Raw genomic sequence first — 12,696 nt, 5'->3', positions numbered from 1 at the left:
ATCGCCGGAACCCTTTCCGGTTCATCACCTCTGAAAGGAGAGCGTCACATGACGCAACCCACACCCGGCGTTGGCTGGAGCGACGGCGGATTCAGTGACACCGACAACCGGTTCGCCATCCGCGGCCCACTGGTAGCAGTGCTGATTCGCGACTACCGGGGTGCGCTGACGGACATCAGCCCCCACGTGTTCAATCCCCTGACCCCCGATGGCGGACTCCGCCCGGACCTGTTCGCGCAGCGCAAGATCGGCGGCAACTGGATCAACAACCCCGAGCCCAACGAGGGCTGGCTGTTCATGGGTGCCAACACCAAGACCGGCGGCCCCGAGCGCGAGCCGAACATCGACGTGAGTCCGCTGGAGATCCTGCAGTCGAACTACCCGATCGAAAAGGACATCACCAAGATCGAAAAGACGGTGAAGTTCACACCGATCGAATCGCTCAAGCCGCTGGTGAAGCGGGTGCGCAACAACCTGCCGCTACAGGACGACGACGGCAACCTGCTGGTCGAGGACGCCGGTCAGAAGGACTTCTTTGTCGGAACCCCGCTGGAAGCCGATTTCGTGCCCCGACAGCTGCTCTTGGTGCGCGCACGCTCGCGCGCGGGCGGCAAGCTGTACACCGTCGAGCCGATCCCGCTGTGCAAGCTCACCAAGATCGGCGCGGCCAAGATGGACAAGGAAGACCCCGACGCCGCCGAGCTGGAGTTCTCCCTGGAACCTGACCCGTTCTTCCTGATCCCCGACCCGCGCAACTCGGCCATCCTGATCCCCGGCCTGGATGGTGAATGGGTTGGCGGCAAGGGGTGGACCACGATCGGCGGCGTTCCCAAGGTGTCCAATACCGCGCCGACGGTCACCGCCGGTGCCGCCGGTAAGGCCTCGATCGTGCTCGCCGATCCCACCGGCGCCGGTGATCCGTTCACCATCGAGGCCGAAAGCACCGTCGATGACGGGACGACCTGGCTGGAGGCCGTACTGGACAACCCGGGTGCTGTCGCCTCGGCGGGCGGCAACACCACGGTCAAGGTCAAGTCCGTGGCAGCCGGTGCGACCAAGTTCCGCGTGAAGGTGACCGGCACCAACGGCGCTTCGGTCTACACCCCGAAGTCCGCGGCCGTGACCATCACCTAGAGATCTCACCTGGCGGGCGTTGGGCTGCGCCCGCCAGGTGGGCCTCACTGTTTCCCAGCCCGAAAGCCCAAGCCCAACAGCCCGAAAGGAACAGTCATGAGCACCAAGCACACCGAAGACACCCAGGACGTTCTGCACCCCGTTGATCCCCGCAAGGCCCGCGAGCAGGCCGCCGATCATCTGGGGTTCATGGCCGGTGTGTTGTTCGATCTCGGCGGCGGCGCAACGTGGGAGCTGCCCAATCCCGCGTTTCTTGATACCGAGCAGCGCAAGCGGTACCGCGACTACCAGCGGGACATGAAAAACCTCGACACCGAGCTGGTCGATCACCCGCTTGTTGAGGGCAAGCAGGTCGAACGCACCATCTACCCATATCTCAAGGACGGCAAAGACTTCGACCCCGACGAGCAGCTGTGCATCGCGCTCATGGGCCAGGACACCTACACCAAGTTCCTGGCGGCGGGCGGTGTGCCCGGCCAGATCGATACGCACTGGAAGCTGATGCAGCGCCAGCTCGAGGAGCGGACAAAGATCGACTCCAAAAGTAATTGAGGCAGTAGCGCTGTGGTGCCGCTGGCCCAATGCGATCGAAGCTGATCTGCGTTTTCGTGGTGTGCGCATCGCCGATTGGCACCAGGGCACCCGTGATGAGCGCGGCGCCCTGGTCCTGTCCAGCCGTCAACTGCTGGTGCTGATCCACCAGCTGCCCGAAGACTCGGAGTTCAAAACCCATGCGCCACCGCCGTTTGGGCGTGACGGCGACTGGACGGTCATGCAGAAGATCACCGCCGAAACGCACAACGAGCTGGCCGCCTACCGCGCCAGCAAGTACGCCGGCACCCCGCACGAGTACATGTACACCAAGTACTCATCGCCGCTGCAATCGCGCAGGCAGCACGAACTTGATTGCGCTGAAACCGAATTCGTCGAGTCGGCGCGCGATGAGTTGCTCGATGACGTGTTCGGCGATCAATGAACTGGAGGTGAGTGATGTCCGTCGAGATCCCTATCGGTGCCGCCGCTGATCACCGGTCGTGGAAGCGGGTCGCTGATGATGCCACCCGCACGTTCGGCAACGCGGGCAAGGACGCCGGCCGCGAGTTCGCCAACGCTCTCTCGGGCAGCTCCAAAGAGGTTGAGCAGTCCCTTAAGCGCATGGGCGATAGGGCATCGGATGCCTACGACAAGGCATCCGATGCTGTGGGTCGACTCAAATCCGAAGAGGCGCAGCTGCAGCGTCTACGCGACAGCGACGCCGACGGCGCCCGCGTTATCCGCCAGGCCGAGAAGGTGGAAACCGCCCGCCGCGCCGAATCACGCGCAGTGCGCGACGCCACAGCGGCATACAAGGAGTACCAACAGGCGGCCGACGAGGCTAGCCGCCGCAACAACACGAATGTCACCGGCGGGATGCGTGCCCAGGCCGGCCAGGCCGCCCAGCTTGGCCGTGACATGGCTGACGGGTTTTCGGGCGGGTTCGTCAGCGGCGTAAGCGGTGCGGCATCGATCGCTCGTCTCGGCGCGGCCGGTGGGCCGATCGGCATGGCCCTGATGGGCCTTGCCGCCGTGGGCGTTCTTGCGGGCCGTCAGCTGGCCGACGGTATCGCCGATGGCATGGCCCAGCTGCGGGTCGAGGATGTGTTCCGCACCCGCATGGGTATCGACCCCGCCACCATGAGCAAGCTCAGCGACGCGGCAGGTAGCGCGTGGGCCAAGGGATTCGGGCAGTCAGCGCAAGAGAACCTCTCGATCCTCGACCTCGGGTTCCAGGCACGGTTGATCGGCGCCAACACCAACGAACAGGATGCCCGCAAGTTCGTCGAGCGGATGGCGACCACGCAGTCGGTCACCGGAGAGGACCCGCGCTCCCTGGCCCTGGGTGCGCGCGGTTTGGTGTCCGGCGGCATGGTCAAAAGCTATGTCGACGCCTTCGATCTGATCATCGCCGCCCAGCAAAAGGGCCTCAACCTCTCGGGCGACATGATGGACACCCTCAATGAGTACGCCATCAACTTCAAAAACCTCGGACTATCCGGGTCTGAAACCCTCGGCCTGATCAACCAGATGTTCGAAGCCAACATCCGCAACACCGATCTGGCCGCTGATTCGTTGCGCGAGTTCGCGATCAGCGCCAACGACGGCTCCACCACCACCCGGGCGGCATTCAAGGCTCTCGGATTCGACTCGGAGGCCATGTCGAAGTCGTTCGCCGCGGGCGGCCAAGAGGCCAAGAGTGCGTTTGACGCCATCCTGGTCGCGATGGCGGCGATCGAGGATCCGCAGCAGCGCACCAACATCGGTCTGGCACTGTTCAAGACGCGATGGGAAGAGGCCAACACCGCGATTGCGGCCATGGACCTCAAGAAGGCCGGTGAGCAGTTCGAGGACATCACAGGTAAGACCGACAAGGCCTCTGAAGCGCTGGGGGAGCACGCCAACGGGTGGACCAAGCTCGGCGACACCATCTCCAATGAGATAGACCGCATCGGCAAGAAGCTCGCCGACTCCGGTCTGGGTCGCTGGATCGGCCAGGGCCTTCCCGGCTGGATCTCTGACCGGCTCACCGAGAACGATTTCGACAAGCAGGTCCAACGCGGCAACGTCAACTTCGATGAGCGTCTTGCTCAGTCCCCGTTCAAGACTGGGGCACCGATGCCCGCGTCGGGAACCCCGGCATGGAATGAGCTGCTCGATCTGGCGAGTACCGGCCGCATCCCGGGCATTTCGGCGCGCGACGGCAAGATCACCGATGCTGGCGGCAACCCGATCCCGGAGTTCAACCCGCCCGCCGAACCGGCCCCCAACTTCTACAAGGACTGGTACCCGGGCGCCGCCGCGGTCCGTGGCATCGGTCCCGGGATGCCGTTCGAGGAGGCCAAGAAGCAGGTCGAGGCCGCCGACAAGGGCGACAAAACCAAGGCGCCGATCGACCCGAAGCTGTGGTCGGTGCAATCCCTTCCGGTTTCTATGCCGCCGGGATTGGCCGCCGCGCCCCCCGGTGTCCCTGGGGCGCTGGTGCCCTCGCCCAAGGGCGGTGCCGGTCTGGGGCGCTACGAGGTTGACCCGATGCGCGTGTATGACGCTGAGTCGTCGGCCATTCGCGCCAAGAACTCCCTGGAGCAGGACCGCATTGCGCTGATCCGCCTGGAGCAGCAGGGCACCGCCGATCAGGATGGGTTGCTGCGCGCACGCAATCAGGTCGCCGACGCCGAGCGTTCCTATGTCTCGGCGCAGATGAAACTGGCCGAGGCCCAGCAAGGTACATGGAAAAAGATGGAAGGTTCGGCCAAGGATCTTTCCGATGGCATGGGGCAGATCGGCGCCGCCCTCGACAAGGACTTCGGGATCTCCAAGGGCCTGCCCGGCATGGCAGAGAACCTCGTGAAGTTCCTGGCCAACATGGCCGCCGCACCGCTACTGGGGCAACTCGGTGCGATCAGCGCCGTCAACCCGTCCAAGGGCGGCTACGGCGCGATGGGCATCCTGGCCGCCCAAGGCGCGTTCGGGCCGCAGTACACCGGTGTGGCGCCGTCGGCCGGATCTGCCGGAGGCGGCGGATACGCAGCGCGCGGCGGGTACGCGCCGTACCCGGGCGATGCGGCGCTGATGTCGAACGTCAAGGCGGGCAGGTATGTATCGGAGGCCGGCGTCGGTGATCTCACGCGGGGGATAGGCGATTGCTCCAGCGCCGTCGAGGATCTGGTCGACATCCTCGATGGTCGCCCCACGTCGGGCCGCAACCTCTCGACGGGCAATGCCGCCGAATGGTTGACGGGGCGCGGCTTCCTGCCGGGTATGGGCGGGGATGGTGACTTCCGCGTCGGGTTCAACCCCGCGCATATGCAAGCGACGTTGCCTGGCGGCACCAACATCAACTGGGGTAGCGACGCCTCGGCCGCCCAGCGCGGTATGGATGGCAGCCAGGGCGCTTACGATCCGGCGTTTACCTCGCACTACTACCGGCCCGCAGGCAGCGGGGGCGCACCGGCACCGGCTGTGGCGTCATCACCCGCCTCGGGCGCACCCTCCCCGGCTGCCGGTTTGACCGTTACAGGCAACCCGGCCTTGGGCGGATACGACCCGGTAATGAGTGACCCGGCGCTGACCAATCCCGGTCTGACTACGGGCATGCCGGCAGCTGGCGGCGGCTGGGGTGGCGGCACCGGGCCCGCGCAAGCCTGGAGCCCGTCCTCAACGCGCATCGGCGGGGTGGAACCGGCGACCGGCAGCGGTGCGGGCGGGATCGGCATCACCCCCGGCGGAACGATCGATACCGCAATCGGGATGGCCGCAAGCGTGGGCGACATGTTCGCCCCCGGTGCCGGGCAAGCGGCGCAGACCGGAATCAAGCTGGCCAACAGGGCAATCCAGTTCGGCGCCCAGGCCGCCGGCATCGGCGTGCAGGGCGCCATGGACACGTTCTTGCCCACGGGCGGCTCGGAGCTGGCCAACAAGAGTTGGGTGAGCAAGATTCTCGGCGGCGTCGCCGGGGCCGCACCGGCGATACCGAACGTGGCAGGAAAGGCCAGCGCGCCACCGAACCCGAACCAGGGCGACCCGAACGCACAAGGCGGGCAAGGCAAAGCGGGGGACACGCACATCAGCGTCACCAACAACCGCGCCACCGAGGACGGCACCGGACGCGATATCGCTTTCCATCAGCAGGCCCGCAACTCTGGGCCGGGGATGTGAGCGTGACAATCCGCTATCCGGCCAACCCGGTTACCCCGCACGGCTGGTATCACCTCGTCAACGGTGAAAAACCGATGATGCGCCTGACCGCGTATGACGGGTCGGTCGAGATGTTCATGCTCGGCGGCTACGCAATACCCGACCCGCACCTGGCGCCCGAAGCGGTGCATGTCGTCGACCTCGAGGGCTTGATCGCGCCGTGGAAGCACGTCACCCAGAAGGGCGCCACCGAAGACGGTGTACTGCACGTCGATGCGTTCCTGGATCCGGTCGAGGTCAAGCTCACCGTCAAATGCCGGGGCCGCAACGCCCGCGCGACGCGCCGGGTGTATCGGCATCTGATCGATTCCCTCGATGCCATCAAGTGCTCGCGGTTGGACTTCTTCGACCAGGAGGCCGGCTACTGGTGGGCAGATGTGCGCTGGTTCCAAGGCGGGCAACCCGATCCGGTGTCGGGTATGCGCAAGGGCACCGCACAAAAGGCCACGCTGCGGCTACAGGCCGACACCGGCACCTGGAAGAGCTTCGATCACGCCGACGCGTTCACCTTCACCTACGACGCGATGACCGACACCTTCGCTGTTGATCACCGAGACACCAAGAACCTCGGGAACGTTCCGCAGCACTACAGCGGCACCGGCGGGGGCTACTGCACCGCCAACGGCGATCAGATGATCTGGGTCGATGACCCCGACGATCTGCTGCTGACCACCTCACGGCGGGTCATCAACGGGCCCTGGCCCGATTTCGACACCGACACCGACAACCAGGTCATCTCCCAAGTACACGGCGGTTTTCAGGAATGGTCGCTGCCCGATTCGGCGCGCAACATTTTGGGCGGCCGCATGAACCGCAACCCCGATGGCAGCTGGGCCGGCGACGGGGTGTTCGTCGAGTACGGCGCGGGATATCTGCGCCTGTACTACACGATCAATTTCGTTGAGACCACGCTGCGTGTGTGGCCGCTGGCGATGGTGATCCCGCCGATGCTGGGGGAGAAGTTCACGCTGGTGTGCGGCTACACCGGCAATCTGCGCACGTTCAAATTCCTGCGCAACGGATTAGAGATCCTGTCGGTCACCGAACCGGGCACCGGCTCACCACTAGGGCCCGATCACCGAGGCATCGGCAACGGTGCGTTCGCCGCCTCGGCGGTGCTCACCCAGGCCACCCCCGCCCCGATCCGCAAGATTTCCGCGGGCGATAACGCCGAGATCGCACAAACCGGTTTCCTCAAGCGCATCAACATCGGCGATCAGGACATGTACGACGACTACACCCTGTTTGGGCCGTTCACGAAGGTCAAGATCTACGACGGGCCCGGCTCGGGCGAGTACGTCGAGTTCGGTCCGCTACTGCCCAATCAGGTGGTGTTGTTGCGCACCGATCCGCGCGTGCACACCACCCTCGTGCAAGACCTGACCTCGGTGCCGCCCTCACCACAGGAACTCGACATCTTCCAGGACGCCATCGACAAGTTCATGAGTTTTGCCGGGATGAACGGCTCGGCGTTCGCCGAACAAATCGAATCACTGTTCGGCATCCGGGCCCCACAAGGCCCGCTGTACAAGTACCTCACGGGGCGTTTCTCGAAAAACGCTGCGATACCGGCGAAGTCACCAGGCAACCCGGCGCAGCCGTATTTCGTGAAGGTCTCGATCGAGGGCGGCAACGCCGACTCCAAGATCATCGCCTCGGGCACCCCGCGACGGAGATACCCGCTCTAATGCGTCATGGCTTGCGCCCCTGCGATCCAGGGGCCATCTCGTGATGGGTCTATCCGACGAGCAGCTCTGGGAAGCGGCCAAACGCTCGGGCGATATCGCGCGCATCGCCGCCACCGCGCGAGCCTTGACCGAGAAAAAGTCCAAGGTAGACACCAGCTATCGGTTCACCGTCTGCGACAAGATGTGGACCCCGATGGCCTCGGTGGGCTCAGATCTCATCGAGGGCACGGGCGCCAAGCCCCGTAACGATTGCCCCACCGGAAAGCTGACCCTCAAGGGCAGCTCACCGCTGATTCAGATGTTCATGGACTGCCGCAAAACCCTGGTCGGTGTCGAGATGGAAACCGCCGGGGGCCGCACCAACTTTTACACCAAGGTCCACCGCTACCGCTACGAACGCGGCACGTGGACGGGAAACGTTGAGATGCGCGGTATTTGGGACATCCTCAACTATTACGTCATCTGGCCGACATGGTGGCTTCCGTTGGCGGCCCAGCCCGTTTCGCATGCGATCTTCATGTGGGCACTGCAGACCTGCGTGGAGAACATGGTCGCCGAGTGCGCCATGCGCATCCAGTCCGGCTGGCTGGAATTCGTCAACAACGGCCTCTCGCTGAACGGCGATACCCGGGCATGGTTCGGCACCATCTTGCAGGCCCTCAAGCGCGACGGGCTCACGCCGCAGACATTCGGGCGGATGCTGCGCACCCCCACCTACGTCACGCGCACCAACCCTTTCCTGGACACATCACCGATGTGCGCCAAGACCGTTCGCATGGAAACCTGCGGCACGGTCATCAAGGATGTCACCCGCGCCTACGGCGTCGACACCCGCATGGACCTGTTCCGGCCGGGCGACCCGCAGCCGGACAAGTGGGCCAACCTGGATTCACCGACCTACGTGTTTTCCACCCGGGACCGCCAACAAATCTCTGGCCCCACCAAGACCGTCGCCGATTCGGTCATCAAGACCGTCATCGACCTGGGTGGATCCCTTGGCGGGATTTTCGCCCCGGTCATCAAGCAGGTGCCGGGCATGGATGGGGTGTTCTACGCCCCCACGCTCGGTGTGGATTTCGAGCAGCCCTACGCCTACATCGTGGCCCCCGAAGAGGGCGAAGACTCCAATATCATCAGCGCCGAGATCGCCGATCACACCCCCGAGGGCTGGCAGCACATCATCGGAGGGCGTAGCCCAAAGTGGCTGAACGACTTGATGAATGCCACGTTTGCGTGGTTGATCGATTCGCTGATGATCGTGGTGGGGTTCTCCGGGATCCCCTCGGATCTGCTCTCGGGGTTCCTGAACAACAGCTTCTTGGCGTTCCAGCTGGTGCAGGTGTACGAGGTCCGCGACGAGGTGGGCCCGTTCCATCCGGCGATCGAGCGGTTCTATCCCACCGCGAGTGCCCCGTACAACATCGAAACCATGTTTGCGTTCATCAACGCGATCTTCGATGCCCAAGGCGCGACCACGGCGCAGGTCACGTTCCGTAACGGTGACCAATACGCCTTGGACAGAGACATTTTCGAGGGTGGCTTGATGTCGCTGGTGTATCACCGCCGCACCAAGATGGTCACCGACTACATCGAAAACACCATGTGGCGCATCACTGCTACTGAGCAGACGCTGCTGGTGCAGCTCGGCGATGGCCGCCGCGACGAAGCCCCGCTGGGCAGGATCCAGCGCTTCATTACCGGCGCCTTCGAAGCCATCAACGTCATCACCCTGGCCCCCCAGTCCTGACCGGAGGTATCTCATATGGCTTGGCCGATAGTCGATTTCAACGGTGCCCGCTACTACCAGGGCCAGGGAATCACCCTGGTTCCTGTCGATGGCACCGGTGTGGCGCATGTGCTGTTGCGCGAAGACGGCGGCATCGTCGGCGGTGTCTCGGCCGTCGAACAGGGCCCACCCGGACAACCCGCGGGCTTGGACCCTGCTATCGCGCTCACCCCACTGGCGTTCGGGGACACGACGCCGGATTCGGCGTTCTTCGAACTCATCTCGCCACCGACTTCCACCGCGCCCGGGGTGTGGAAGATGCACCTGGCGCTGCACGTGGGCAAGGACGGCGAACCGGGCACGATGGTGTGGAACCCGGCTGATCTGTCAGCGACCCCAAAGGCGGGGTGGCTCCCGGCGGTCGAGGCCGGCGCCGATGGTTTCGAGCTTGTCCCGTACAAGCTGCCCGAGGTGTTCTATCCCGGATCGATCAGCAATATCGGCTCGGGCAATGTCAACGCCACCCACGCGCAGATCAACATCCCGGCCCGGCCGTGGGCCAGGCGCATCCGTGCGCAGGGCTTCACCGTCATCACCGGTGAAGCCGCTGATGTGCGGGTGAACCTGCTGGCGCGGCTCAATGGTGAGGCCGACGGCAACATCGTGGGCCGCTGCGTCGGCATCGCCCAAGTTGATCGGCTGGCGTTCTCGCCCGGCAAGCCCATCCAAGAGGGCACCTCCGCGGACGGGTACGACACCATCGCCGCAGGCGCTTCGGCGACCGTGCACATCCGCTGTGAACGCCAAGCAGGCTCCAGCACCTACACCGCTGCCGCGGCGATGGCTCACTTCAACGTCGAGGCGTGGCCGCTGTGACATCGCAGGACCCCGAGGTGCCCGACTGGGCGATCGACATACCTTCGGCTCCCGTTCACCAGCAACGCGGTAGCGAGCTCAAGCGGCCTTTTACTGCACAGGAGCTGCAGGAATTCGGCAAGCAATTCATTGAGCAGTTCCTCGGCCGCGTCGTGCTCGCGGTCGTAGGCCACCTGATTCCCGGGGTGGGTTCGTTTGATCAGCTGCGTGAATGGGCTGCCGACAAGCCCGGCCTGGGTGATCTGGTCGAGCTACTCACGGGCATCGAAGACGGCGACCTGACCGATCTCGGTACCTGGGCGCTCGGGATCCGCAACGCCCTGGCGGGCATCGACCTCGCGCACCCCGAATCCATCCTCACCGCCATCGCGAAGGTGGCGGGGCAGTTCTTCAAGGGCGTCATACCGGCGGCGTGGATTGCCGATGTCGCCCACGACTTGACCGACGGCGCGGGCGGTTTCACCGATCCGTCGGTGGTCGAGGACAACCCGGACTGGCACTACGACCCGGCCCAAAACGGGCATCTGTCGGGCAAGTCGATCTACGTCAACGCCGACGGTCACCTGCATGCGATCAGTACGGACCCGTTCGATGTCGCACCCGGTCAGATCGTGGATATGGCGGCGTCCGCGATGTGGCAGGGCCTCACTGCGGCGAGTGGTTCCAGCCCGATCCGGTTGTGCATCACACCGTTTGGCCCGGATGGCACCAAGCTCCCTGATGTCGTGGTCAAGCAGCTGCAGCCGGTGGCCGCCGATTCCGCGTGGGTGCGTGCCAGCTTGAGCGGATCGTGGACCGTGCCGGCTGATGGGTCGATCACCGCGGCGACCGTGACCCTGATCGTGACAGCCGGGGCCTCGGGCGGGCCGGTGCACTTCTCGAATGTCACCTCGGCGATGTCGAACCTCGGGCCGGTGCTGGGCAAGTTCCGCGCATTCTTTGACGCCATTGGCGGTCAGGCTAATTCGGGTATCGCCGAGTTTGAACAGCGATTCGCGGCCATCACCGCCGACGGCAAGATCACCGCATCGGAGATTCTCGGGCTGATCGGGTTGGGGAACATCCCGACATTGCCGCAGATCAAAGTCGAAGACCTACAAACCACGTTCAACCAACTGGGCGACATCTACGACGGCCTGGTGGTGACGCCGATCAACGGGTTTGTCGCTGCCATCGCGTCCTGGTTCCAGGGCAACAAGAACAAGACACAAGGGCTCAACAGCTCGGGGCAGCTCGCCGGTTCGGCGATCACTGGCGCGGTAGCCAACGGTGCAGTCCCGGGATTGCAGCAGATCACTGATGCGATCAACGCGGGCGCACAGCAAGCAGTAGGTCAGGCTATCGACACCGTCGAAGACGCCATTGGGTTGATCTTCGGGCTGGGGCGCGATGCCCTCAAGGCGGCTATCGCCGCGCAGACCACCCTGCAGGAGCAGGAGACAGAGCAGAACACCGGCGGTGGTAACAGCTACAGCTTCACCTTCTCCGGTGCCGATGGCGCCGCGCTCAACGGAGCGGACTGGACCACCGGTCCCAATCCGGGCGATATCACCATTCGTGGGGACTCGGGATACGCGGGGGTTAAGAACGGCAACCCCGACGGGTATTTCTTCGCCAGCCCGAACTACACCTACGCCACCGACGGGCAATCGGCCTCATTTGTGTTGGGCGACACCCAGAATGGTAACTACTACTCGGGCGTGTACATTCGCTGTGACTCGGCCCGCACGCAGGGCGCCTACTGCTTGGCCAAAGAGGGCGAGATCCGTATCGGCAAGTTCACCCGCTCGGGTGCTAGCTGGTCGTTCAGTGCACCGCTGACCCTGCAAACCGGTCTCTCTGCGGTCAAGCAGGGCGCCCGTATCGAGATCCGCTGCTCGGGCACCAACTACTTCGTACGCGTCAACGGCCGCCAGATCCTCTCGGCCACCGATGCGGGTAACACCATCAGTATTGGTGCGGCATACAGGTATTCGATGTTCAGCGTGCAGCGGGCGAGCCCGTTTTTCACCTATGACTCTTACCGGGTCGCAGCATTCGCGATGTCCGACTACACCTCTGCGGGAGCAGGATTCTCGATGTCAAATTCGTGGAGCATCAGACGGGACAGCACCGCAGACGTCACCTACGGCCCCTACTCGTCCGGCGCGTTCCCCTCCGGGTTCTTCACATTCAACGACTACACCACCGACGTGACGCTCGACGACCTGGGCACGGCCCGCATCGAGATCGCCACCACCGGCCTGTACCGCATCAACACGACCTACCGATCGGTCACCGCCAAAGGCACGTCCGTGCCCTATTGGGTGGTGTACAAGAACGGCACCCGCATTACCGGCGCCATCCCATCGGGCTGCCCGTTCGAAATCCCGCTCGTGGCGGGAGACGTCGTGCAGCCGGGATTTATCGCAGTCGACTACGACATACGGTCCAACGGCTCAACGGGATCGGAAACCGTTGTCGCACGCAGCATCACCGCCCTATCAGGCATCGCCACATTCGACGGCCGCCGGATCGCATAACCACCCCAGAGAGGCGTCA

At 64.3% G+C, this 12,696-nt stretch carries 8 protein-coding genes; all 8 read left to right on the top strand.

The window, feature by feature from the left end; all coding sequences use genetic code 11:
* Window positions 1-48 precede the first annotated feature (48 nt).
* Window positions 49-1,134: a hypothetical protein gene (locus ABG82_RS18950; protein WP_043077821.1), complete on the top strand. Its 1,086-nt coding sequence runs from the start codon at window positions 49-51 to the stop codon at window positions 1,132-1,134.
* Between the two features lie 96 nt (window positions 1,135-1,230).
* Window positions 1,231-1,686, top strand: coding sequence for a hypothetical protein (locus ABG82_RS18945; protein WP_043077822.1), 456 nt, complete (start codon window positions 1,231-1,233; stop codon window positions 1,684-1,686).
* A 61-nt stretch (window positions 1,687-1,747) separates the two neighbouring features.
* Entirely contained in the window at window positions 1,748-2,110 is a 363-nt protein-coding gene (locus tag ABG82_RS18940) for a hypothetical protein (RefSeq protein ID WP_078343306.1), read from the top strand.
* A 14-nt stretch (window positions 2,111-2,124) separates the two neighbouring features.
* Window positions 2,125-5,826, top strand: coding sequence for a phage tail tape measure protein (locus tag ABG82_RS18935; protein ID WP_043077824.1), 3,702 nt, complete (start codon window positions 2,125-2,127; stop codon window positions 5,824-5,826).
* Window positions 5,823-7,553 carry a DUF7257 domain-containing protein gene (locus tag ABG82_RS18930; protein ID WP_043077825.1) on the top strand — a complete coding sequence of 577 codons (1,731 nt, stop codon included), beginning with the start codon at window positions 5,823-5,825 and terminating at the stop codon, window positions 7,551-7,553. The genes ABG82_RS18935 and ABG82_RS18930 overlap by 4 nt, the downstream gene beginning before the upstream one ends.
* Before the next feature lie 40 nt (window positions 7,554-7,593).
* Window positions 7,594-9,300 (top strand): Gp37-like protein, encoded by a 1,707-nt coding sequence (locus ABG82_RS18925; RefSeq protein ID WP_078343305.1) that lies wholly within the window; start codon window positions 7,594-7,596, stop codon window positions 9,298-9,300.
* 15 nt (window positions 9,301-9,315) lie between these two features.
* Window positions 9,316-10,155, top strand: coding sequence for a hypothetical protein (locus ABG82_RS18920; RefSeq protein WP_043077827.1), 840 nt, complete (start codon window positions 9,316-9,318; stop codon window positions 10,153-10,155).
* A complete protein-coding gene (locus ABG82_RS27815) occupies window positions 10,152-12,677 on the top strand; it encodes a hypothetical protein (protein ID WP_308213295.1) in 2,526 nt (841 codons plus the stop codon). The genes ABG82_RS18920 and ABG82_RS27815 overlap by 4 nt, the downstream gene beginning before the upstream one ends.
* Window positions 12,678-12,696: the final 19 nt, after the last annotated feature.

It is taken from the genome of Mycobacteroides immunogenum, assembly GCF_001605725.1.
Taxonomy (GTDB): Bacteria; Actinomycetota; Actinomycetes; order Mycobacteriales; family Mycobacteriaceae; genus Mycobacterium; species Mycobacterium immunogenum.
This window is presented reverse-complemented; position numbering and strand designations above follow the sequence as displayed.

Coding starts and splice junctions, on each gene's coding strand:
- ABG82_RS18935 (WP_043077824.1), top strand. CDS start 2,125: ATGTCCGTCGAGATCCCTATCGGTGCCGCCGCTGATCACCGGTCGTGG.
- ABG82_RS18945 (WP_043077822.1), top strand. CDS start 1,231: ATGAGCACCAAGCACACCGAAGACACCCAGGACGTTCTGCACCCCGTT.
- ABG82_RS18920 (WP_043077827.1), top strand. CDS start 9,316: ATGGCTTGGCCGATAGTCGATTTCAACGGTGCCCGCTACTACCAGGGC.
- ABG82_RS18950 (WP_043077821.1), top strand. CDS start 49: ATGACGCAACCCACACCCGGCGTTGGCTGGAGCGACGGCGGATTCAGT.